This window comes from Rhizobium aethiopicum, assembly GCF_014197535.1.
Lineage (GTDB): Bacteria > Pseudomonadota > Alphaproteobacteria > Rhizobiales > Rhizobiaceae > Rhizobium > Rhizobium aethiopicum_A.
Genome location: NZ_JACIFV010000037.1, coordinates 1 through 23,514, shown reverse-complemented (window position 1 = coordinate 23,514; position 23,514 = coordinate 1). Strand labels below are relative to the sequence as shown.

At 55.0% G+C, this 23,514-nt stretch carries 15 protein-coding genes and 2 pseudogenes; 14 read left to right on the top strand and 3 right to left on the bottom strand.

Annotated elements, in window-relative coordinates:
* Positions 1–18 precede the first annotated feature (18 nt).
* Both GGD53_RS29070 and GGD53_RS29065 read left to right on the top strand, forming a co-directional pair.
* The gene (locus tag GGD53_RS29070; protein ID WP_008534338.1) at positions 19–1,506 is read left to right on the top strand and encodes an NAD-dependent succinate-semialdehyde dehydrogenase; all 1,488 of its coding nucleotides are present in this window, start codon (positions 19–21) and stop codon (positions 1,504–1,506) included.
* 284 nt (positions 1,507–1,790) lie between these two features.
* Positions 1,791–1,976 carry a hypothetical protein gene (locus tag GGD53_RS29065; RefSeq protein WP_004668636.1) on the top strand — a complete coding sequence of 62 codons (186 nt, stop codon included), beginning with the start codon at positions 1,791–1,793 and terminating at the stop codon, positions 1,974–1,976.
* Between the two features lie 68 nt (positions 1,977–2,044).
* Here GGD53_RS29065 and GGD53_RS32440 read toward each other — a convergent pair.
* A pseudogene (locus GGD53_RS32440) lies at positions 2,045–2,514 on the bottom strand (reverse transcriptase domain-containing protein); the annotation flags it as partial.
* A 370-nt stretch (positions 2,515–2,884) separates the two neighbouring features.
* Here GGD53_RS32440 and GGD53_RS29055 point away from each other — a divergent pair.
* Positions 2,885–4,074 (top strand): IS3 family transposase gene (locus GGD53_RS29055; protein WP_184460158.1). Its coding sequence is split into 2 segments (ribosomal slippage): positions 2,885–3,134 and positions 3,134–4,074, totalling 1,191 coding nucleotides; the frame shifts between segments, so codons are not numbered across the junction.
* A gap of 252 nt (positions 4,075–4,326) precedes the next feature.
* On the opposite strand, the pseudogene GGD53_RS29050 reads toward GGD53_RS29055, so the two are convergent.
* A pseudogene (locus GGD53_RS29050) lies at positions 4,327–4,786 on the bottom strand (helix-turn-helix domain-containing protein); the annotation flags it as partial.
* 398 nt (positions 4,787–5,184) lie between these two features.
* Here GGD53_RS29050 and GGD53_RS29045 point away from each other — a divergent pair.
* Together GGD53_RS29045 and GGD53_RS29040 are read left to right on the top strand one after the other, a co-directional pair.
* Positions 5,185–7,194 (top strand): HAMP domain-containing methyl-accepting chemotaxis protein, encoded by a 2,010-nt coding sequence (locus GGD53_RS29045; protein ID WP_011053346.1) that lies wholly within the window; start codon positions 5,185–5,187, stop codon positions 7,192–7,194.
* Positions 7,195–7,715: 521 nt separating this feature from the next.
* Complete coding sequence (locus GGD53_RS29040; protein WP_004673279.1) at positions 7,716–7,901, top strand: hypothetical protein; 186 nt, start codon at positions 7,716–7,718, stop codon at positions 7,899–7,901.
* A gap of 70 nt (positions 7,902–7,971) precedes the next feature.
* Here GGD53_RS29040 and GGD53_RS32045 read toward each other — a convergent pair whose 3' ends face one another.
* Positions 7,972–8,397 (bottom strand): helix-turn-helix transcriptional regulator, encoded by a 426-nt coding sequence (locus GGD53_RS32045; RefSeq protein WP_009984005.1) that lies wholly within the window; start codon positions 8,395–8,397, stop codon positions 7,972–7,974.
* A gap of 1,804 nt (positions 8,398–10,201) precedes the next feature.
* On the opposite strand from GGD53_RS32045, the gene GGD53_RS29030 reads away from it, so the two are divergent.
* From GGD53_RS29030 to GGD53_RS28990, 9 genes are all read left to right on the top strand, one after another.
* Positions 10,202–10,951, top strand: coding sequence for an SDR family oxidoreductase (locus GGD53_RS29030; RefSeq protein WP_011053351.1), 750 nt, complete (start codon positions 10,202–10,204; stop codon positions 10,949–10,951).
* Between the two features lie 211 nt (positions 10,952–11,162).
* Positions 11,163–13,676, top strand: coding sequence for a methyl-accepting chemotaxis protein (locus GGD53_RS29025; protein WP_184460157.1), 2,514 nt, complete (start codon positions 11,163–11,165; stop codon positions 13,674–13,676).
* A gap of 184 nt (positions 13,677–13,860) precedes the next feature.
* Complete coding sequence (locus tag GGD53_RS29020; protein WP_008534366.1) at positions 13,861–15,060, top strand: ABC transporter substrate-binding protein; 1,200 nt, start codon at positions 13,861–13,863, stop codon at positions 15,058–15,060.
* Between the two features lie 431 nt (positions 15,061–15,491).
* A complete protein-coding gene (locus GGD53_RS29015; protein ID WP_004673285.1) occupies positions 15,492–18,050 on the top strand; it encodes a sensor domain-containing protein in 2,559 nt (852 codons plus the stop codon).
* A gap of 352 nt (positions 18,051–18,402) precedes the next feature.
* The gene (locus GGD53_RS29010) at positions 18,403–19,287 is read left to right on the top strand and encodes an MBL fold metallo-hydrolase (protein WP_011053353.1); all 885 of its coding nucleotides are present in this window, start codon (positions 18,403–18,405) and stop codon (positions 19,285–19,287) included.
* A 12-nt stretch (positions 19,288–19,299) separates the two neighbouring features.
* The gene (locus GGD53_RS29005) at positions 19,300–20,427 is read left to right on the top strand and encodes a zinc-dependent alcohol dehydrogenase family protein (protein WP_004673287.1); all 1,128 of its coding nucleotides are present in this window, start codon (positions 19,300–19,302) and stop codon (positions 20,425–20,427) included.
* Positions 20,427–21,221 (top strand): N-acyl homoserine lactonase family protein, encoded by a 795-nt coding sequence (locus tag GGD53_RS29000; RefSeq protein ID WP_018247149.1) that lies wholly within the window; start codon positions 20,427–20,429, stop codon positions 21,219–21,221. Before GGD53_RS29005 ends, GGD53_RS29000 begins: the two co-directional genes overlap by 1 nt.
* Positions 21,222–21,341: 120 nt before the next feature.
* A complete protein-coding gene (locus GGD53_RS28995) occupies positions 21,342–22,031 on the top strand; it encodes a GntR family transcriptional regulator (RefSeq protein ID WP_004673291.1) in 690 nt (229 codons plus the stop codon).
* 129 nt (positions 22,032–22,160) lie between these two features.
* On the top strand, positions 22,161–23,390 hold the full coding sequence (locus GGD53_RS28990) for an alpha/beta fold hydrolase (protein ID WP_008534369.1): 1,230 nt from the start codon (positions 22,161–22,163) through the stop codon (positions 23,388–23,390).
* The last annotated feature ends 124 nt before the right edge of the window (positions 23,391–23,514 follow it).

The window sequence follows — 23,514 nt, the reverse complement described above, 5'->3', positions numbered from 1 at the left end:
GCATAGAAAGGAAGATCCATGGCAATCTCCAGCACCCTGCTAGGCCGTTTAAAGGACCAGACTCTCGTTCGCGAGCAGATGCTGGTTGGAGGAAAGTGGTCGAGCGAAGGGGTAAACGGCACACGCATCAACGTGCTAAACCCCTCCACGATGGACGTCCTTGCCTCTTTGCCTAGCGCTGGCCTTGCTGAAGTGCGAGCCTCTATCGATGCTGCAAAGGCTGCACAGAAGAAGTGGGCTAAGGTTTCGGCGAAGGAACGCTCGCTGATCATGCGGAAGTTCTACGAAGAGGTGGTAGCTAACGCTGAAGACCTGGCCGTAATTCTGACATCGGAAATGGGCAAGCCACTGGCGGAAGCGCGTGGCGAGATTGCTTACGGCGCTTCCTACATCGAATGGTTCGGTGAGGAAGCCAAGCGTGTCTATGGTGACACCATTCCAGGTCACCAGGCCGACAAGCGACTGCTTGTCATCAAGCAGCCGGTTGGCGTTGTGGCCGCCATCGCTCCTTGGAACTTTCCGTCGGCGATGGTGTGCCGCAAGATCGCGCCGGCGCTCGCGTCCGGCTGCGCGATCGTATTCAAGCCTGCTGCCGAGACTCCGTTATCGGCGCTTGCATTGGCGATCCTCGCGGAGCGTGCCGGAATACCCGATGGCTTGTTCAGCGTCCTCCCGACGGATAATGCAAGAATGTTTGGCGAGGAGGTCTGCTCCAACCCGGTCGTCAAGAAACTGACCTTCACCGGTTCGACCGAAGTTGGCCGTATCTTGATGGCGCAAGGCGCCCAGAAGATCATGAAGCTGAGCCTGGAACTCGGCGGCAATGCGCCGTTTATCGTTTTCGACGATGCAGATCTCGACCAGGCGGTCGAGGGGGCTATGCTTTCTAAGTTTCGTAACGCGGGTCAAACCTGCGTGTGCGCGAACCGTATTTACGTACAGAGCGGGATCCATGACAGGTTCGTCGAGAAGCTGGCAATGCGCGTGAGTGCCTTGCAGGTTCTTGACGGGTTTGAGAGCGGGGCGACGATCGGCCCGTTGATCAACGATGAAGCGGTAGCAAAGCTCTATGGTCATATCGATGACGCTGTGACCAAGGGTGCGACTGTCGTGGTTGGTGGTGACCGCGATGCTCGCGGAGGCACGTTCGTCCAACCAACGCTTCTCTCGGGTGCCACAAAGGATATGAAGGTTGCGCGTGAGGAAACCTTCGCGCCTCTGGCTCCGGTGTTCAAGTTCGATACTGTCGAGGAAGTCATCGAACTCGCGAACGATACGGAATTCGGCTTGGCAGCCTACTTTTTCGCCAACGACCTCAGGAACGTTTGGAAGGTCACAGAGGCGCTGGAATACGGCATGGTTGGCGTGAACACGGGTCTGATTTCCACCGAATTAGCGCCATTCGGCGGCGTCAAGCAATCCGGCTTCGGCCGAGAGGGCTCAAAGTACGGAATGGATGACTTCTTATCCATGAAATACGTCTGCATGGGCGGGATCGGCGCATAGCGATCGCCCAAGGGTCGCTCGCCGACTGAACTTAAAGGGGGAGAGGTCTGTTGAATAGAGGCAGGACAGCAACATCCTCTCCGCCGGTTGCGAGGTCTCAAAAGGCTGGACTTTTCTAGAGGTTTCGCGGGAGCTGTCCTACGGATCTTCCCTTCCGACCCCTTCTGGGGCCGGCCTTGCAGACGAGATTTCTGCCTGTCTTTTCGATTGTCGATCCTTCCGCCAATGCCCTACAAGGTAAGTCTTTCCCAGATAGCTTGTAGCCTTCGAAGAGGTAACACGACATGAACGAGCTGTTGCACCGTGGCGTTGTCGTTTCAACGTATCGGAGTCCTGAGCAGGAGCATGATCACCACCCGATCGATGCACGCGTTCGTCCTGAAATCGATCAGGCCGACGATGCTGCACGTGCCAGCGTGGAGGGTCAAGCGAAAGCCATTCGCGTCAACCAGCGACGCGTCAAGGTGTAGTTGTCGGCGGCCGCACCCTCAGTGTCGGTTTGACGTAGCCGCCGATCTTCGCCGGCGCCAGGCCTTTATGGTAGATCCGGATGCGTCCGGGTCATCCAGACGTCAAACGCGTAATGCAGGAAGAGATTCGATAGGATCGGGCTGACCACGCCCCCTTGCGGGGTACCACGCATCCGCTCAATGACTTCTCCGTTCTTTTCCATAGGCGCGGTCAACCATCTTTCGATGTAGAGCAGAGCCCAGTTGCATTTAACGTCTTTTCTGACCGTCTTCAGCAAGAGATCATGCGGAAGATTGTCGAACAGCTTTGATGTCGGATTCCGGATCAATCATCTGCTTGACCACCATCTGCGCGATCCGATCACTGACCGCCGGTTCCAGATCTTGTAGAGATTTCTCGCAAGGTCTTTGTCAAACATCTCCAGGGTCTCACCGTCCACCCGGCTGCACCACGGTTGGCTTTGACCGCTTTGTAAGCTTCGTACACTTGCCGCTTCTCAATCCGAAACGGCTTGTCTGTCGTACCTATCGAAGTCATCCTGTTTCCAGTTGTTCCAAACAATACGACCACCTGATCCGATCCCTTTGCTCCTGCCCCATTACAGGGCCCTCAACGCTCATACGGATCGGTCCGCCCCAGTCTCCTGCATCGGTACTCTCGCCTTACGGTTTCTCCGCTTGGGCTTCTCCCTTGGCATCAGGAGCCTGGTTCCTGCAGTTCCGGGTGAAAGCCTGTGTCCAACTCACGCCCCCTCTACGCCGGTCGCCGCCCGCCCAATCATCAGGCACCCGGCGGACTTGTCCCAGGATGACGAAACAGTCCTGGTTTCGACGACGCTTATATTGACCTTGCCCCGTTGAAATAATCCATTTTGAAGTAAGCTCTGGCCCATTGAGAGGACCAGGGAATGAAGCGCAATCGTTTCACAGATGAACAAATCATCGGCATTCTGAAGGAGCACGAGGCTGGCACGCCGGTCTCGGAGCTTTGCCGCAAGCACGGCGTCAGCGATGCGAGCATCTATAAATGGAAAGCCAAGTTCGGCGGCATGGACGTATCCGAAGCCAAGCGGCTGAAGACGCTGGAAGACGAGAACACGAAGCTGAAACGGCTCCTGGCAGATGCGATGCTCGACAATGCGGCTTTGAAAGAGCTTTTGGGAAAGAAGTGGTGACGCCCGCAGCAAGGCGGAAAGCTGTCGCTCATCTGATGGATCACCACCAGATGAGCGAACGGCGGGCGTGTAAAGCCATCGGGTTTTGCCGAATGACGATCCGTTATGAAACCAGCCGCGGCGACGATCATGGCCTTCGCGAGCGCATGAAGGCGTTGGCGAATGAACGCCGCCGCTTTGGCTATCGACGCCTTCATGTGCTGCTCAGGCGCGAGGGACACCTTGTGAACCACAAAAAGCTTTTCCGGCTCTATCGGGAGGAGAAGCTCACCGTGCGCAAGCGCGGCGGGCGGAAGCGAGCGATAGGCACTCGAGCACCGATGCTGATCCCGCTTGCCGCCAATGATCGCTGGTCATTGGACTTCGTGTCGGATCAACTCACCGATGGACGCAGGTTCCGGGTGCTTACGGTCGTCGACGATTGCACCAGGGAATGCCTGGGCCTCGTCGCCGATACGTCCCTTTCCGGCCTGAGGGTTGCCCGTGAGCTGGACCGGATCATCGAGGGACGAGGCAAGCCGACGATGATCGTCAGCGACAACGGCAGCGAGTTCACCAGCAACGCGATCCTGCAATGGACGGATCGGACCAAGGTGGAATGGCACTACATCGCACCGGGCAAACCGATCCAGAACGCCTTCATCGAAAGCTTCAATGGGCGGCTGCGAGACGAGTTCCTGAATGAAACTCTCTTCTCGTCACTGACCCATGCTCGATCAGCGCTTTCAAACTGGCGCAGCGATTACAATGATCATCGACCGCACTCTGGACTCGGCTGGATGACACCTGCCGAGTTCGCTCAGACAATCAACCCGCGACGTGATGCGGTGCTGCGCAGCCGGAATGGCTCCGCACCGCAACCCGCCGCTACCGCCCCGAATACAGCAACCCAAAACCGCTGGAGCGAACTCAAAACTGGATAAAACTTGGGGGCAAGGTCAATATTCATAACGGCGCGTCTTCGGAGGGTTCACTTTCGTTCGTCTTCGGACACGCACCTGCTCGGATCTCGTCCGAACTTTTCATCCGGCGCTCACCACCACGGCTCTTTACCGCAGCAGCTCGGACTGGTTTGAGACCCGCTCCTGAAAGCCGATCCCGGAGGGCCATCCTCCATCATTCACGCAGCTTCACGTTACGGGGTTAGCTCACACTGAACTCCTTCCGTGCCTCTGCAGCACACTTTCGTCGATGAAGATCAGTTTCTCCGGATCGAGGTCCAATTGACCATCGAACCAGGCGCGCCGGCGCTTCAGGACGTCCGGTCGGTCCTGCTCCAGTGCGTGTGCGGTCTTTTTTAAAGGTCCACCCACGGCTTCGAAGCCAAGCGCCAAGTGCGCTGCGGCTGATCTTCACCTGCCGCTCGACGGACAAGCGCTCAACCATCTCATCGAGCGTCACATCCCTACGCTCGTTGATCAACGCGACAACGAATTCCTCGTGTGCATCCACTGCCGAAGGTCGTCTCCAGCCCTGTGGCCGAGCAGTCAGCTCACCCTCTTTCGCTCTTGCAATCCAGCGGATCGCCGTCGAAATCCCAACTCCGAAACGAGCCGCAGCCTGTCGAGCCGACATGCCCGCCGCAGACGCTTTCAAAACCCGTATTCGAAGATCATCGCTCAGGGCCTGTCCCATCATCCACCTCTTCTCTGTGGAGTTGAATCAGCTTCGATGGACGCCGTCACATCACAATCGATTCATCGATCGCAGGACTTGCTCTAGGTCGCTCGTGGCGGGGCGAAACTCGGTTGCTGAAAACGATGATGCTCTTCGAACGGCGCCAAATAAAATTTTGCCGGCTGCATCCTCCTTGTAAGCGCGGACGATCCATTGGACGCCTGACTATCCTTAAAACGTCGTCTTTTTGCATTCGAGACGGGCAGGAAAGGCTTCATTAACCAACGCAACCAATAGGTATTCTCAGCTATGTCACAGACCCACAAGATTGATCTGCCGTTCGAATGAATGAAACGGCAATTGGAAGATTTGAGTAGACAAGTCGATCGTCCACCTCACCTAAAAGGTTTGCCTTTATGCCCAAGTCCATTAGACTCGCTTTATCTTTGATATTTGTTCTGCTCTCTCTTCTCGCGGCGGGCCAGGGCATCGTGAGTATCGTCAAGCTGCTGTCCATTAGGAGCAATATATCCGAAGTTGCCAGCAACTGGCTGCCATCGATCGATGTGATAAATCGGATCAATACGATCACCGCGGACTACCGCATCCTGCAGTTCAGGCTGGTGACAAACTCATCAGATTCGACGAGCCTTGCGCATAATATCACCACCTTCCGCCAGAAGATGGAGGATCTCGCGAATGCCCGTGGTGAATATGAGCCGATGGTGACATCCGGCGAGGAGCGTCAGGCCTATGACGCGTTCTCCGCTTTGTGGACGCAATATCAGGAGGATGGCGAGCGGATTGTTAAACTAATGCAGGCAGGCAAGAAGGATGAAGCATTTGCTCTTCTAACGAGTGACGCCACGACGAAACTGTATAATGATAGCGGAGCGCTCCTTGACCAGGATGTCGCAGTTAACAAGCGTGGTGGAGTCGCGGCCGTCGGAAACACGATGGGCGCCGTTTCATCGACGGTTTTGGTCACCATTCTTGCCATGGCGCTGGCAACTACGACGGGCATTATAGCCCTGCTTTACTGCATCCGGAAGATTACCGATCCGATCTCGCGGTTGACTACCACGATGGGCGTACTGGCAGATGGTAATCTCGACACTGAGGTTCCTTTCGCAATGCGCGCCGACGAAATCGGCAAGATGTCGAGAGCCGTTGAGGTATTCAAGCAAAACAGCATCAAGGCCCGCGATCTGAACGCGCAGGAGGCCGCGTTGCAGGCCAAGAGCGCCGACTTGCAGTCGAGCATTGCCGAGGTGGTGTCAGCCGCCGTAGCCGGTGACTTCACCCATCGCATCACCAAGAAATACGGCGATGCGGCTCTCGACCGTTTTGCAGGAAGCGTCAACGAGCTGGTCACCTCTGTTGACCGGGGCATCGCCGAAACTCGCCGAGTTATCTCAGCGCTTGCCGATGGGGATCTGACGGAAAACATGTGCGGCGAGTTTCAGGGAGCCTTTGGTGAACTGAAGAGTAATGTCAACGCCACCATGGCAGCCCTTCGATCCGTATTAGGCGAGGTTCGCTCCGCCGTCGACACGATCAACGGCGGAGCCGGCGAGATGCGCATCGCCTCAGGCGACCTTTCAAAGCGCACGGAACAGCAAGCCGCGGCCCTGGAGGAGACCTCTTCGGCGCTTGAGGAAATCACGGTGGCGGTAAAAAGCTCGACAGAAAGAGCCACGGAAGCCAGCCATATGGTCGATGAGGCACGCAGAAGCACCGAGCAGTCGAGCGCGGTTGTCAAAGACGCGGTCGCCGCCATGGGCCGCATCGAGCAGGCCTCGGATGAAATCGGCCAGATCATTAACGTCATTGACGAGATCGCCTTCCAGACCAATCTTTTGGCCCTTAACGCCGGCGTCGAGGCGGCGCGTGCGGGTGACGCTGGAAAGGGTTTCGCCGTTGTGGCTCAGGAGGTGCGTGAACTGGCACAGCGCTCCGCCACTGCCGCCAAGGATATCAAGGCGCTGATCAACCGGTCCGGCGACGAGGTCAAAACTGGGGTCAGGCTGGTAACGGCCACAGGCGATGCCCTTGGTCTAATCCGAGGCCACGTGATCAAGGTGAACGAGCACGTTCATACGATCTCGACGGCGGCACGAGAGCAATCGACCGGGCTGGCGGAAGTCAGCACTGCGGTCAACCAGATGGATCAGACGACCCAGCAGAATGCGGCGATGGTGGAAGAATCGACGGCGGCCACCAACCGGTTGGCGGATGAGGCTTCCAATCTGGCGCGGCTTATTGCGCGCTTCAGGCTCGACGGTTCGACTGTTGTACGGCGTGTTGCCCACCAGAACGGTAAGCCGGCCGCCTCGCCAGCGCGTGCCCTCTCCCAGAAGCTTGCCGGCGCCTTCGGCGGACGTACTACAGCCGCTGTCGCGACTAAGGAATGGGAAGAGTTTTAATGAATCATGTCATAATTCACCGCAGGATATTATCGGTTTCCATCTGGCAGCCAGCAGTTCTGCATGAAGACGACGTTGATCCCGGAAATCCGGGGGTTAGCAGAGGCGACGCCGCTGCCCCTAACGCATGTTCTCGGTTCAGGGATCTGCCGGTTCTGTCATTCCGGTGATAGAGCTTGCTGCCGAGATAACCAATCCCATCGGTCTAGCCACAGCGCCATTGTCGTCGTTGAGGTAGCAGATGGTATCATCGGCCCGGTCGTCGATCAGGTCTCTGGCATTCTATCGATCAACGGCGATCGGATCCAACCGGTTCGGACTTAGGCGCGACTTCGACCCAACCTTCAGCTACGGAATCACTCCGCTTGAACAAGGGATGGAATGCTTCCTTAGTTTTGAGCAAAGGTTTGGCACCAATCAGGACGCATCGCAGCTGCCTAGCAGACTTTTGCTTTTTCACCTTCCGCGACTGTCTTCCTTCAAGACGCGGAGTATTAACGAAATTCAACGAGAGTTCGAAGATGTCCAAAGTTATCGCAATCAATTTCGGGCAACAGGCTAAGACAGATACCCACTTAGAAAGCCACGAAGATGCACAGTCGCAGCGCCTGGAGCAAGAGCGGCTGCAAATGATCCAAATCACCAATCACCTTGAAGCACTGTACGCTCGGCTGCTGACCGTCTGTGGCGACAGACCGAAAAATTAAGGGCGCAGCGATGGTATAGCCCGGTGGAGCGCTGCGAACCACAGCGCCATCGCGAAGGGCTATTTCCGGGTCAGCTTTCGGGCGGAGAGGCCTGCGAAGCACACATAGATCGCCTATGCGGCAGAACATCGCTCATATGCACTGTTTTAGATGGCAGTTCGCCGTAACGTCTCTTGTACTCTGCAGCAAAACGGCCGAGGTGTGTGAAGCCCCACTTAAGCGCTATTTCCGAAACGCTGATTTTAGCGCCGTTTTGCAGCAGTTCCTGTCGAGCTGCGCACATACGCAAGTCTCGGAGGTGCATTGTGGGGCTGGTATTACGAAATTGTCGGAAGCCGTGCTGCAAAGTCCGCACGCTGACCTTGGCCGCAGCGGCGATATCGTTAAGGGAAATGGGTTGAGCCATATGCTCTTCCATAAACTCCATTGCCCGTTTCACGTGGCGAGGCGTGGGAGACGGAGACGGACGACGAAGTTCATCGGTATAGCGATGCATACAGCTTTCGATCAAAAGGTACTCTATCGCGTCGAGGAGCGAGCTATAGGCCGACGGGCATTGTCGCAGAGCCCCCCGGCACTGAGGCCGCGATGGGCAGACAGGGCTAGTTCTCGCATGAGCGTTCCCGCGCTCGATGCAAGATCAAGGGTCGGCTGAATTTGCAGATTTCCGCTGATCGTCCGATCGAGCATGCGAGAAAGCTTGTCACGCAAGGATTGCGTATCGATCGTCAATGACAGTTGAGATCTTATGCCATCTTGTCGGGCATTCAGCGGAGCATTTGCAACATGCGGCGACTCTACCTGTTGCCCAGACCAATGAAAGACTGCATTCCCGGACGCCGGCAGGAAGACCGTTACGACGTCAACTGGGGAATCTATCATGACCGAGAACGCCCCTTCATGATGGGCATCCGCAACGCCAAAACCATCAAGGGAAATTCGACTGCAGCGAGAGTTAAGCGATCTACTGTCGTGTTGAGCAAGGTCAGAGGACGCCAGGGGCGATGATATCAAAGGCAAAAGACGTTCGGGATCGGAGCCCTCGATAAAGTTGTCTTTCACTAAGGTCCCTTCATCGGGCTTGCTGAACAAACTTTCGGTCATCCAATATAAACCTATCTATGAACACCAACTCGCACATGCCGGGACTAGTTTTCCAAACCTTCAAAGCTCGAGACCGGATGGCGTGCGAGCGATTTTGATCGCGTACATGACCGATTCGGACCTTTGTGGAGGCCGGTTGAATCTCTCATTCCCTAGGCTTTCGTCATGGCGGATCATCACCAGCACCGACATCCACGTTCTCCCGCTCGAGATGGCCTCCTAGTTTTTCAGCGCTGCAGTTGGGAAGCCTCTAATGATGCGATGACTGGCTTCCACAAGCCTCGAACAGATTGACAGATTGTCTGATATACGTTAATGCTATTCCTGATCAAAGGCAAGGCAGCATCAGGGAAATCTGCCACGGTTCTAGTGGAGTTCCCGCACGGCAAATCAATCTAAAGATGCCTCCCAAGGCGAGGGGTGACGGGCTGCTTTCGATCGCAGCCCGTCACGGGAAGGGTGGGAGTGCTATGAGTGGGAGAGAACCTACGCCAACCGACCTTGGAGGCCGTTGAGTCGACACGGAGAAAAATGATTGTGCTGTAGGATGGCCCCACGATTTCGCCACGCGCTGGTCCTCTTAACCTGCGCATCAGCATACTTCGGTTATGACGTATAAGAGAGGCACGCTCCAGGCTCAACACTCGGAGACGCAAAGACGTCGACGAGTTCTTTTGGCCTACTAAGCGAGGCGGTCGCGGCAAATATCAATGCGTAAGCCGCGCCTCGTCGCATTGAGTTGACTTTGCGCTCTTCTTAGCGGGTACGGACTCCGGGCGTCTGATTGGGCAAAAGAAGAGCTTAAGGACGAAACCTGATGATGGTCAAACAGCTTGTGCTGCCATAGGCGTGCTGTTGTCTGTGCCGCGCGAACGCGAAAAGCGCGATCAAATCGGAACGTGGCGGCGAGAGAAGACTAACAGGAAAGACCACATCAAACTCAACCGGGTGTCGGAATACCGATGCTTACGGCATTGCGTGCATGAGGCCTCAAAATGACGCCGGTCTCGACATGTGTCCGCCGAAAATCGCAAAAAAGGAATTGACAGATTGTCGGACAAAAATTTTACTATATCGCCCGCGCATTGCTTGTTCGCGGGAGACGCAGCGACGGACCGGGAGTTATAAGTGCTAAACTTGGCCAAAAATGCACAAATTGTCGACCTTCTTAATCTGCCGGAAGCGGCGACCGGCGCGTGATACAAGCGTCTCTGACTCACAAGGCGTGTCATACTCCATCGACCGAGGTACTGGTTGAACGTGACAGTGACGCCAACATTTCTCCTGGGGAAAAAGTCTGTGTCTTGATAGGCGCGTCAAATCCTGTTGGTCTTTGTTTGGCGCGCTCATTTATAGAAAAAGGCTATCGGGTCGCCGTAGGCGACGCCAATCCCGCCGACTTCGCCTCCCTGGCTGAAGGCCAGGGAAACAATTTTTTACCGGTCAAAGTCAACCCGAACAGAGACGTTTACGTCAACTCAATGGCTGACCAGGTGTATTTGCGCTGGAGACGGGTCGACGTTCTGGTGAACATAGTTTTCCGCAGAAATGAAACAACCCAAACTGTAACGGGATCGCTATCCAGCGCGAATCTGGGGCTTGATGCCGTATCCAATCTAATCAGAGTTACAGGTGCCTTTAGCTCTCGACTTCAGGGCGCGGAGCTTGCCGTAGTGGACGTCGCATGGTTCGAAGAGACGACCTCGCTGGAAGCAGAAGCCGTCCTTCAAGCGGCGTTGCGCACTACTACCTCCGCAATTGCTAGGCAATATTTCGGTTCCGGGCTGAGGATAAATGCTGTACACGCCAGCGATGTGAACTCTACGTCTTCAAGCGAAAATGACGTGCTTCGAACAGTGATCCACGCCGTGCAATTCCTGGCGAATTCGGAACTGTCCGGAAAGCTGACAGGGAACGTGCTGGAGATCGATCCTCGGTGCAGATAGATCCACTCCCACGTTCTGATCCGGCAAATCTGCAGGTATTAACCTTCCGTTAAGTTTCTCGAAAGACGCAATGGGTAAGAGGTCAAATCCTAACAACACGTAAAAAAGTTTCGATTGTTTTAGTGAAACTCTTATCCATGTTCGTTCAGGCTCAAACATTACTATTCCAAAAGCGAGGCCCCAGCACCGTTTGAGCCCTTTGGAGGTAAGTATGTTCGTCGATCGCCTGTTATCCACCTTTACCATAAGAGCAAAGGTGTTATTGGTACTTGTACCCTTGATCCTGATATTGGCGGCAGTTGGTGGGGTCGGCTTAAAAGCAACTGGCTTGCTTCAGACTCGTCTTCGGCTTTCAAATGAGGTTCTTCAGACCTTGAGCGGGTTTCGAAGTGTCGCGGAAAGCATGAACCGCTTTTTGGCGCAAAGCTCAACGGAGTACCGAGATGAGGCGCTGACAAGTTTAAACGGGCAGACCGCAACCATGCAGTCGCTCCAGGAAGCGGCGGCAGGTAGCGGGAGCGAAACTGGTGCGCTCGAAAACAGTGTATCGGCAATGTCCGTTATCTCGGGCAGCATCGGCCGCATGTGGTCTTTGCATAATGACGAGGAATCCGTTCGCAGCGACATTGTTTCCAACTTGTCGAAGATCAAGGAGGTCGGAGGCGCCCTTAAATTGGCTGCGGTTGATGTGCGCTCACAAGTACGCAATCAGGAGAACTCCGGGAAAACCATGCTCCGGGAGGCTACCCGCTCACTCGATACGGCATCAGTTATGCAACACATGGCGGAAGACTTGGTGAGCTTGCCGGACGGAGCGAAGCAGCCTCCGACTGTCGCCCAGCAAGGGCTTGTGATCAAAAAGTCGCTAAAAACAGTTAAGCGGGTAGTCTCGACTGCTGACGAGCAGGCCGTTACTAAAATTGAGAGGACTATCGCCAAGCTAATCGCCAACCCCGAATTTGTCGACCCTTCCACACGGCTTGCCGGCTCTGACCTACAGAGCTTTGCGACGAACCTGCGAGTGGATGCGATCCAGCACATGATTGAAGGAACAAATGCGATCCGGGCGTTGGATAAAGCGTTGACGGATTCCGAAATGCTTGTTGCGACGGCGACAACGATCGGCCAGGACGCCGATTCGATCGAAATCGAAATCAATAACCTGTTCCGTACAGCCAACGCAGAGAATCAGCAGCGCCTCGTTGAGCAACTTACAAAATTGGCGCGTGACACCGTGGCAGTTGGAGGCGTTGCCAGCTCGATATCTGGCTTCGATAAAATGCAGGAAGATCTATTCGCCCAGGTGGATTCTATCCAAGAGAACACAGAGAAGCTGGTCAAGATAGCGGAAGCCCGCCAAGCGCAATATTCTGAGGCGGACAAAACCGGTCAGGAGATCTGGAAAAACCTCGTAACTTTTGCAGCAACTCAGGAAAACGATGCTCGCAATGAAAGCAATCTTGCCCGCTTGCTGTCAACTATCGCCACAGTGTCCGGCGTCTTGGTAGCCTTGGCGGCTGGCGCCGGCCTGATGGCGACACTTCGCGCCCCGATCGAACGGATCGCGAAGCGCATGCAAGAGCTGGCAAAGGGCGATCTTCGATCGCAGATTGTCGGACGTGACCGGAGAGACGAAATAGGTGAAATGGCTCGCGCACTCGAGGTTTTCCGTGAAAATGCTGTCTCGAAGATGGACATCGAGACACGAACGGAAGCCGATAGGAAAACCGTTGAACAGGAGCGGATGGATCGTGAACGCGAACGCGCTCAGATGGAGGAGGAGGTCGCAACTGCCGTCACCATTCTAGGAGAGGCGTTATCTCGATTGGCGCGTGGCGACATCTCTCAAGAAATTGACCGCCAATTCCATCCCAATCTTGAGCCGCTGAGGCGCGATTTCAATCACTCGCTTTCGATCCTGAGAGAGACAGTGTCTCATATCGACGAGAATACCAATCAAATTCAATGGGGAACCAGCGAGCTTTTCAAAGCCTCAGATGATCTGTCGCGGCGAACTGAATTGCAAGCCGCCTCACTGGAGGAGGCTGCGGCCGCCGTCGAACAGGTGACGGTCACGGTCAGAAAATCATCCGAGAATGCCTATGAAACCCAGGCTTTCGTGTCCGTTGTTAAAGAACACGCCGAGGGTGCGGCAACCATTGTGACCGATGCGATCAACGCAATGGGCAGAATAGAAGACGCGTCCCACAAGATCGGCCAAATCATTGGTTTGATCGATACGATTGCGTTCCAGACAAATCTTTTGGCACTAAATGCTGGTGTCGAGGCGGCTCGTGCTGGAGATGCCGGAAAGGGTTTTGCAGTCGTAGCCCAGGAAGTGCGCGAACTTGCCCAGAAATCATCAGCTGCAGCCCGCGAGATTCGCCACCTGATTTCGGAATCCTCTTCGGAGGTGGCGATCGGCTCAGATTACGTGGGGAAAGCAGGTGAGGCGTTACACAACATAACGGCGTCGATCTTGAAGATTTCCGATCGGATTGATCAAATCGTCAATTCGAGCCGCGAGCAAGCGGCGTCCCTCGCCGAGATCAACAATAACGTCAATGTACTTGACCAGGGAACACAACAAAACGCTGCCATGGCCGAGCAGACAAATGCCGCGGCAAAGACTCTCTCGGATCAGACTAACGAACTCAGCGAGCGGCTCGCTTCATTCAAATTGACCGAAGATAAGTCGACGCGTCGGGTTAGGTTAGTGGCGTAAGCTACGCATCGAACGGGACTGCCACGCGTCGGATGGCCACTGTGATAGCGGCGTTCTACTGAAGGGAAATCCGCTTACGGAAGCGAAATCCGGCCTTAGGCTCTTGGTCTCCCTTTCGCCGCCCGTCTGACTGTAAAAAACCCACCTAGAGCCGATCAACCTTCAAGAGATCAACTGCTTTGCAATGCTCAGAGACACGAGAGGTATCAAATCCGTGCGCATACGTGAAATTACAAGAGCCATTATTCTAATCACCGGCTTGGTGATCCCTTCTGTAGCGGCCGCCGGTGGCCTTACGGAATTGCCGCGGGAGGAACGAAAAACCTACGAGTTGCTCGATCCAAAGTTGCCTACAGGTGAATCTGTCTTCCGCACGTTTAAGGCACAGCGAGCACCGCCGTGGAAAATTGGGTACGCATCGACATATGCTGACAATTCTTGGCGTGCGAGTATTCTTGATGAGTTCACAAACAAGATTGTTCCAGCTTTCAAGAAAGCGGGGCTGGTCTCCGAGTTCATCGTCACCCAGTCAAATCTTGAAGACGCTGTCCAGATCAGGCAGATGCGGCAGATGGTAGACGACGGCGTTGATGCAATTATTATCTGCTGTTCGAACCTCACGGCGCTTAATCCTACGATAGAGTATGCGTATTCAAAAGGAGTGCCTGTGTTCTCGTACTCTGGTTACGTAACATCGCCGTTCGCCGTCAACGCAACTGAGAACAACATGCAAGGCGGGTTTGAGGCGGCGAAGTGGCTCGCTGAAGAAATCGAAGGAAGTGGCAATGTGCTTCTCGTTTCGGGGATCTCCGGCTTTGCCTCCTCGGACAGCTTTGACGTCGGCGCAAAGAAGGCTCTGGAGTATTATCCCGAGATAAAGATCGTAGGTCATGTCGACGGGAAGTGGACAGACAAGGTCGCGCAGGCCGAGGTGCAAAAATTCCTTGCAGCGAATCCCGGTCGAATTGATGGTATTATCGTTCAGTCGGGAGCTGAGAATGGTGTTATCAACGCGGTGCGCCAGTCCGGGCGCGACATGATCCCAATCGTTCTAGGGGGCGAAGCTTCGGCAGCCTGTTACTGGCGACGGAACCCCGACTTCGTAAGCAAGAGTTTTCATTTCTGGCCGCCGCGCTCTGAGGCGGGTTTCGTATGGGACGTAATGATGCGAACTCTTGAGGGACAGGGCCCCAAAATTCAGACAATCCTGCGGCCAGCAATTCCCAGTACCATAGAGGATGTAATGGCGGATTTGCCAGCTGATTGCGATCCTAACTCTGAGGATTGGATCGAGCCGAAGAATACAGCTTGGTGGTCTGCCAGCGCTGCTGCTAAATATTTCGATAACCCAGCGGATCCGCTCTCCTGGAAGCCGGCCGATTGAAGATCGCATGCGGGGTCTGTGTGGAATGCGGTGCCTTCATGATCGGCTCTCGTGCAAGGTAGGCTGCGCTAAGGAATGACAGTTCAAATTGGGAAATGCCCGGGTCGCCTCAGGAGACATGAGACAAGCGATCCGGTTCCAACGAACATATTTGCTCCGCGGTAGCATTCTTCCTCCGGCCCTCCTCTCGCCAAACGGGACAACATACTCATTGCGCCTTTCAATCTACGTGCTGCCGCGAAGGTTGTTGCTTCGAATGTGAAAGCAAAGTTCATTTCCGACCGCACTATCCGGCTCAGGCCGACGCGCGGTTCGACGCCTTACTGACATATCTGCATCAATTTGTTGCTCGAATGATTTGGGTGGCGTTCCCGGAATTCCTGATCGGATGGATGATGCATCTGTCTTGGCCCTCGGTAAGGAGCTTCACGATGAATTCGACTTTACAACCGCTTTGGCAACGCTCCTTTTTTCAGAAAAGGCGCAATCGCCGGAGAGACGAAGCGCTGCATCATGATACCTCAGCCGACCGAGGAGCGCTGCTTGAAGCATTGATCGGCGTGTTGCCCCTCCCAATTTTCTTCAAAGATCTGCACGGTCGCTATGTCGGTTGCAACAAGGTTTTCGAAGATCTCCTCGGTCGCTCGCGCGACGAGATCATCGGGAATACAGATTTTGATCTCAGTTCAACGCAACTGGCGGAAATTTATTCTATTGAAGAGAAAGGCCTTCTTGAAAGGGGTGGAGCCCAAGTCTCCGAGCGTAAGATCGCTCTCGCAAACGGCGCCATCCTGGATGTTGTCTGCAACAAGGCAGTTTTCAGAGGTCACGACGACGAGCCCGCGGGTCTGATTGGCGTTATCATCGACATAACCGAACACAAGTTGGCGGAGCAGGAACTCAAAAACGCTCTCGAACTAGCCCAAGGGATCGTCACCGCTATTCCAGACGTTCTGTTTGAGGTCGACGAGGATGGGCGATATCTTCAGGTCTGGACCAGAAATCCCGAACTACTAGCCCAGCAGCGGGAAATGCTACTGGGTAGGACGGTCGACCAAGTTCTTGCGCCTGATCAAGCGGCTATTGCAATGGAGGCGCTTCGAACTGCAAGCAGTGAAGGAGTTGCCTACGGTCGATGCATTAGCGTATCCTTGCCAAACGGCGAGACCCGATGGTTCGAGTTGTCGGTGGCTAGACGACCAAGCGCCGATCCTGACGCCGCCACCACGCTCCTGGCATTTTCGCGTGATGTCACGGAACGAAGGCAGGCGGAAGACGCCATCAACTCCGTGCGGACGCAATTGCTAAGTGTGCTGCAAACCATTCCTGACATGGTTTGGGTAAAGAATGTCGATGGCGTACACCTGTTGTGCAATCATGCATTTGAGCGGCTGACCGGGAAATCGGAGGCGGAGGTCGTTGGAAAAACGGACCTTGAATTGTTCGGGGCTGAGAGAGCTCACATTTCCGGAAAATCTGATGAGGCCACGATCGAAGCCGGTGGCATACTTATCGACGAGAATTGGGTGGTTTCCCCGGAGAACGGTCAGTCCATTCTTCTCGAAACACGTAAACTTGCGGTCCTCGGCGCCGGGGGAGAGGTTACAGGAGTCCTCGGGGTCTCTCGCGATGTCACGGAACTGAACGCCTCGCGGGAAAAAATCAGGCAAATGGCCTTTTACGATCCGGTGACTTCTTTGCCGAACCGCTTGCTGTTTAACGAGCGATTGCAAAAGGTCGTCAGTGACGCGTCGTCTCAACGTCGGCGGACAGGGGTAATGCTGATTGACATCGACCATTTCAAAGTCGTGAACGATACGATGGGTCACCCTGTGGGTGATCAACTACTCTGCCAGGTCGCTACCCGGCTTAAGAAATCTGTCCGCGATCTCGACACGGTTGCGCGTCTCGGCGGCGACGAGTTCGCGATTCTGTTGCCGGAAATCCAGACAACCGACGATCTCGATTGGGTTGCGTGCTCGATCCTCGAGAGATTCAAGGAATCTTTCCTATTGGATGGCAAGGAAGTCTACGTGTCATGCAGTGTAGGCATCGCGATCTCGCCCGACGACAGCACAGATGTCAACGATCTGGTGAAATACGCCGACTCTGCGATGTATCTTGCCAAACGCTCGGGGAGAAACAGTTTTCGCTTTTATTCGAAGGATTTGACTGTGGGCGTGGAGGAGCGCATGCAGTTGGAATCTGAATTGCGCCGCGCTATCGAGCGCGAAGAATTGGAGCTGCACTACCAGCCCAAGGTGCTTCTGGACAGCGGCGTAATGATAGGATCGGAAGCGTTGTTGAGATGGCCTCATCCCGAGATGGGCATGATTCCGCCGGTTCGATTCATTCCGGTCGCTGAGGATACCGGGCTGATCGTTGAACTCGGGCGATGGGTGCTGCGTGAAGCGTGCAAGACGGCGAAGGAGCTGAACGCCGATTGCCACCACCTGCACAAGATTGCAGTCAACCTTTCGGGTAAGCAATTCCAATGCTCACGGTTGGTAAACGAGATCGCTGCAATCCTCGGTGAAACCGGTTGCCGCGCGGAATGGATCGAAATCGAAATCACGGAGAGTCTGCTTCTCGATCGGAAGGGCGAGACCCTGCAGACGCTTCTTAAGCTGCGTCAAATGGGATTTTCGATTGCTATCGATGATTTTGGCACCGGTTACTCGGCGCTCAACTATCTAGCCCGCTTCCCGATCGACACGCTGAAGATCGATCGGTCATTCATAAATAGCTCGGACAAAAGGAACGAAGAATTGGTCAAAGCGATTCTGTCCATTGCACAATGTCTTGGGCAGGACGTGGTGGCGGAAGGTGTTGAGACCGCCGAGCAGGCAGCATTTCTCGCAGCGAACGGATGCGGTTCGGCGCAAGGCTTCTTTTACAGCAAGGCCCTGCCGAAGATGGAATTGATCGCTCTTTGGGTGCGCGCGTCCGCCACCGGCTTCGTTTCAGATCGTTACGCCGCTTCGCGATGATGAGCGCGAATAAGGAAAAATGTCACCTGTCTGATGGACGGTGATGCGGTGCGCGCTGTGAGACAACTCAACTTGAGCCTCGTCAATCTCTGAATGTCTGCGGTTTTTCGCGGAACAGGGGGCAACGCTGGGTCAACGACCATGCGTTGTGCGGCCCCGCGAGCCGCATTCTCGAATGCTCTGCTCCTACTGCGCGGCATTCGGTAGGCCGGGGAAAACGCGGTACACCGGCTCCTAAAGCAAGGCAGTCGCTCTCGATATGGCTTTCTTCAAAAATATTTGACAGATTATCATACAATCTGCCAAAAATGTCGCCAAGCACCTGATGGGAGGAAAATCAGTGTCTCTTAGTATGCATCACCTGGCCAAGCTTCCGTATTTTTATCCGTTCGAATTTGGCGATGGAAAAATCACGGTACTGTCCGACGGGCCGTTAGAGCTAGGAGATCCTCGCCTGAACTTCTTGGGGGTAGAGCCACGCACGGTCAGCCTGATGCTAGAGGACAATTTCCTGCCAACGAACAAAGTTGTACTCGAGCAAAACGTGCCGCTTGTTGAGATAAATGGAAGAACAATTCTATTTGATACCGGGATGGGGTCTTCCAAAGCTTTCGGGCCCACCACAGGTCGACTCCTAGCCAGCCTGAGAGAGGCAGGTCGAGATCCGACGGAGATCGATGCGGTGGTTCTGTCGCACGCCCATATCGATCATATCGGCGGTCTGTGCGATGCCAATGGAAGGTTAAATTTCCCGAACGCCGACATCTTCATCAGTGAGCGAGACTTCACGGACTGGACGGACGGGTCGTCGATCGATTCTTCATTTCAATTTCAAATCGATAACGCTCGGCGAAACCTGCTTCCCCACAAGGATCGGACCTTCTTTTTCAAAGACGGCGAGGAGTTCTTGCCGGGCGTTCACGCGATTTCGGCCCCCGGCCACACGCTCGGTCATCATTGTTTTATGCTGCAGTCGGGAAACGATCGCCTCTGTTTTCTCGGCGACCTTACGCACCATCATATCCTGTTGATGGAGAGGCCGATGATGGAATTCCGATACGACACGGACCCGAAGCTGTCAGCTAGATCCCGCACGCGCGTGCTTGATATGCTGGCGACAGATCGCATTGCGGTAATGTCCTATCACTTCGCATGGCCAGGTGCCGGGCATGTGGTGCGAAACGGAGACGGATTCCGCTATATCCCCTCTCCAATGCAGTTGCTTGCACATCGATAAGGAATTTCAAAGATGCAGATGCGTTCGGTAATCCTCAGGGAGTCGGGTCTGCCGAAGCCCTATTCAAATTCGAAACCTCTTAAGATTGAGCTTGTGGAACTGACGCCGCCTGGCCCCATGGAGGTGTTGGTCAAGATCAAGGCTGCCGGTGTCTGCCACTCTGACCTGTCCGCAATCAATGGGGACAGACCGCGTCCGCTTCCAGTCGCTCTAGGCCATGAGGCATCTGGCGTCGTCGCAGCAATCGGACCGAGTGTCGAGAAGGTTGAGGTTGGTGACCATGTAGTCATGTCATTTCTGCCGGTTTGTGGCCATTGCTCATATTGCGCTGAAGGCCGCGCCAGCCTCTGCGAACCGGGCTACCAGGCCAATGCTGCAGGAACGCTTCTATCCGGCGGCAAGCACATCCGTTTGAGAGGATACGAAATTAACCACCATAGCGGCGTTTCTGCGTTTTCCGAATATGCTGTCGTGTCGGCGAGCTCGGTAGTCAAAGTGACCAAAGATATCGATTTGGCGACAGCTGCTCTCTTCGGCTGTGCCGTTATGACCGGCGTTGGAGCTGTGATGAACACGTGTGGGGTCCGCCCAGGCCGTAGTGTGGCGGTAATCGGGCTCGGCGGCGTAGGCCTTTCGGCGATACTTGGCGCTGTTGCGAGCGGTGCAAGCGATATCGTGGCGATCGACCTAATCCAAGCGAAGCTGGATCTTGCCAAGGAGCTGGGAGCGACGAAGACTTTTTTGGCCACCTCGCCGAATATTGTTGCCCAAGTAAAAGGCGCGACAAGCGGCGGGGTAGACTACGCGATAGAGATGGCTGGATCCAAAAAGGCATTCGAGCTTGCATATGAGATTACCCGGCGCGGAGGGATGACCGCTACGGCCGGACTGGCCAGCGCAAATTCCCGTTTCGAGGTTTCGCCCTTGCCGTTGGTCGGAGAGGAGAGAACGATCAAGGGCAGCTATATGGGTTCCTGCGTGCCATCGCGCGACATACCCCGCTATATCGACCTTTACCTCAAAGGTAAGCTGCCAGTGGACAAATTGCTGTCGAGCACTGGCCCCCTTGATGAGATCAATGAGGTTTTCGACCGTCTTGACAGGGCCGAGATCAATCGACACCTAGTCTTGATGGACTGATGGCGGGGAGAATTCTCTTGAACGAGTGGACAGTGCTCGCCATCCATTACGGCACCGCGCAAAGACCAGTAAGTGACCTGATACTAGAGACGAATGACATTCATGATCGTCCATCACAAATCGACTACTTCGTGTGGCTGATCCGTCTCGAGGACCGATTAATTCTTGTTGACACTGGTTTCGAAGCCGGAGAGGGCGCGGCCAGAGGGCGGACCCTCTTGATCCATCCGGTGGCAGCACTGAGCAGCCTTGGCATCAAATCCAGCGAAATTACTGATGTCGTTGTGACACACCTGCACTACGATCACGCCGGAAACCTCCCGGCCTTTCCTAACGCCACTTTTCACATTCAGGATCGGGAGATGGCGTATGGAACGGGGCGGTGTATGTGCCATGAGCGAATGCGTCGGCCTTTTGCTACAGAAGGTGTCGTCGACGCGGTCCGGCTCGTTTTTCAGTCACGGGTACGGTTCCATGATGGGGATGGGGAAATTGTTCCTGGATGCAGGGTGCATCTGGTTGGCGGTCACTCGAAAGGTTTGCAAGTTGTTACGGTGGCAACAGGCGGCGCTTTGCTGGTTATCGCTTCCGACGCGCTTCATTTCCAGCACTATCTTGAAAATGACGGCGCGTTTCCCCTGTTTGCAGATTACCTAGAGGTCATCGAGGGTTACAACAAGCTCCGCGTCCTTGCCGGAGCAAACGGACTCATCATTCCGGGTCATGACCCTGAGGTGCTACAGAAATTTTCTCCCCTTGCGCCAGACCTCCAGTTCGCTAGAGTTCTCCTGTGACCCACAATAAACCGATTGAAATTTTTTGCTGTTTGCAGACAATCGGGTTGTCCTACGAAACGCTCCGGCAGTATATTGATTCTGTGCGTCACTAGAAATTTCATCGAAGGTTTGTTGTGAATGGGAACGATCGACCTCCAGATTAGACGTCAAAACGCCTCTCTTCGAATCCTTGTTGAGGATAAGCTCCGGCAGGCTATTTCAAGTGGCCGTTTCAAGCCCGGGCAGCGGCTGGTGGAGCGCGAGTTGTGCGAACTTATCGGGGTTGGCCGAACTTCAGTTCGCGAGGCGCTACGCCAGTTAGAAGCTGAAGGGCTTATTACTAGCTATCCGCATCGGGGGCCGGTTGTCAGCACTATCAGCTACGAGGAGGCTAGGCAGCTTTATAGTGTACGCGCGCTGCTTGAAAGCTTTGCCGGCCAGGAGTTCGCCGAGAACGGTTCGAATGAAGAGATCGTTGCTCTCCTCGAGACCGTGGAAGCGTTCGAAGCCGCAGCCAAGAGCGGTTCCGGAACGCGGATCATCGAAGCCAAGACCGCTTTTTACGATTGTTTGATGACCGGCAGCAAGAACGTGTTTGTGAAGCAAATGCTCACGTCGTTGCACAACCGGGTCACATTGTTGCGGATGACATCGATGACCCAGCCAGGGCGGCTGCAGAACAGCGTTTTCGAAATAAGAGAGATTGCGGCCGCTATTGCGTTGCGTGATGGCGACAGGGCAGCCGCGCTTTGCAAGCGCCATATCGAAATCGCGGCTAAGGTGGCGTTGGACTACTTGAGCAAGAACCCCGTCGAAACCTCCGAGTAGTTCCACAAAACGAAGTTCAGGCGACGGCTAAGGTTGACAGATTGTCTGAAAATCTGCTTACCTCTCTTATGGGAGGTGAGACACAGGAAGTGCGGCTTCCCAACAACATCATTTTGTTAGGGAGGACGTATGGGCGCCCATGCCGAGCTGATTAAACGCGTAACCCTGGCGATCGAAGATCCGGAGCTACCGCGACTGACCCCAGGTCTTACAACACGGATCTCGTTGCAAGTTGGACCAGAAAAGTCATCACTTGCTGTGGGAGGCGGGATAGTCGCACTGGACGGCGCGGACGAAAATGCTGACGTCATACTGAGTGCCCCAGAAGGAGCTTGGGAAAAGGTTATGCAGGTGCCGCCGCCGGCAACCTACCATTCGTTCACCGCCTTTCAACTCGCTAACCCTGAGTTCACGTTATCTGGTTCGCCCGTAGCAATCGCTCAAGCGCGTCCCGCTCTGGAGCGACTGTTCGAAATCGTCGTAGCGTCTCCGCCCCTAGTTGCGCCGAAGGTCGATCGAAATATTGAACAGGTCACCGGACGCTATAAGCGGGTAGAGGTCGGCGGCGTAGAACACGATATCTTTTACGAGGAAGCCGGTGCAGGAACTCCTATCCTTTTCCTCCATACGGCTGGCGCAGACGGCCGTCAGTTTCTACCGCAACTCTCCGACACTGGGTTTGCGCGTACGAACCGATTGATCTCAGTTGATCTGCCGTTTCACGGACGTTCGATGCCTCCTTTAACTTGGGACGGCTCGCCCTATCAACTCACAACGGATCTCTACCTGACCTGGTGCACGGCGATACTCGACCAGCTCGTCGGAGACAGAGCTATCGTCGTTGGAGGATCTATGGGCGCGGCGATGTGCATGGTGCTGGCGGCGGAGCGACCGGAACGTCTAATGGGTGTAATTGCGGTCGAGCCGCCGTTGAAGTCAAAGGGCCGTCGCAACCCCTTTCAACACAACGTCAACGTTCATGGGTCGCTTCATAACTCAGCCTATGTCCGCGGAATCATGAGCCCGCTCAGCCCGCAAGAAGAGCGACGCCGCGCCAGTTGGATCTACTCGCAGGGTGCTCCTGGAGTTTATCCCGGCGATCTTTCGTTCTACAGCGACGAGTTCGACGGTGCCGTCGTCGGTCCGAAGATTGATGCCAAGCGAACACCGACCGTTCTTCTCTCCGGGACCTATGACTACTCTGCGACGCCTGCAGACGGAGCAGCGCTAGCGGCCCTCATTCCTGGCAGCCGTCATGTCGTTATGGAGGGGCTTGGGCACTTTCCGATGTGCGAAAATCCTGACTATTTCCGGAGCTTCTTGCAAGACGCTATTCGGTTCGTCGAAGATAACGGCTGATCACAAAGCAACCGCGTTGGCCATTTACCGATCGTGTCCCAGCACCTGGTGTAGCTGACGGTAGGGAGTAAAGCCGAGCGCCCGCGCGCTTCTCGTTGCGCTGTAGCGGGTGATCGGCTTTGCG

Coding starts and splice junctions, on each gene's coding strand:
- GGD53_RS28995 (WP_004673291.1), top strand. CDS start 21,342: ATGGGAACGATCGACCTCCAGATTAGACGTCAAAACGCCTCTCTTCGA.
- GGD53_RS32045 (WP_009984005.1), bottom strand. CDS start 8,397: ATGCATCGCTATACCGATGAACTTCGTCGTCCGTCTCCGTCTCCCACG.
- GGD53_RS29015 (WP_004673285.1), top strand. CDS start 15,492: ATGAATTCGACTTTACAACCGCTTTGGCAACGCTCCTTTTTTCAGAAA.
- GGD53_RS29005 (WP_004673287.1), top strand. CDS start 19,300: ATGCAGATGCGTTCGGTAATCCTCAGGGAGTCGGGTCTGCCGAAGCCC.
- GGD53_RS29045 (WP_011053346.1), top strand. CDS start 5,185: ATGCCCAAGTCCATTAGACTCGCTTTATCTTTGATATTTGTTCTGCTC.
- GGD53_RS29000 (WP_018247149.1), top strand. CDS start 20,427: ATGGCGGGGAGAATTCTCTTGAACGAGTGGACAGTGCTCGCCATCCAT.
- GGD53_RS29025 (WP_184460157.1), top strand. CDS start 11,163: ATGTTCGTCGATCGCCTGTTATCCACCTTTACCATAAGAGCAAAGGTG.
- GGD53_RS29065 (WP_004668636.1), top strand. CDS start 1,791: ATGAACGAGCTGTTGCACCGTGGCGTTGTCGTTTCAACGTATCGGAGT.
- GGD53_RS28990 (WP_008534369.1), top strand. CDS start 22,161: ATGGGCGCCCATGCCGAGCTGATTAAACGCGTAACCCTGGCGATCGAA.
- GGD53_RS29020 (WP_008534366.1), top strand. CDS start 13,861: ATGCTCAGAGACACGAGAGGTATCAAATCCGTGCGCATACGTGAAATT.
- GGD53_RS29010 (WP_011053353.1), top strand. CDS start 18,403: ATGCATCACCTGGCCAAGCTTCCGTATTTTTATCCGTTCGAATTTGGC.
- GGD53_RS29070 (WP_008534338.1), top strand. CDS start 19: ATGGCAATCTCCAGCACCCTGCTAGGCCGTTTAAAGGACCAGACTCTC.
- GGD53_RS29040 (WP_004673279.1), top strand. CDS start 7,716: ATGTCCAAAGTTATCGCAATCAATTTCGGGCAACAGGCTAAGACAGAT.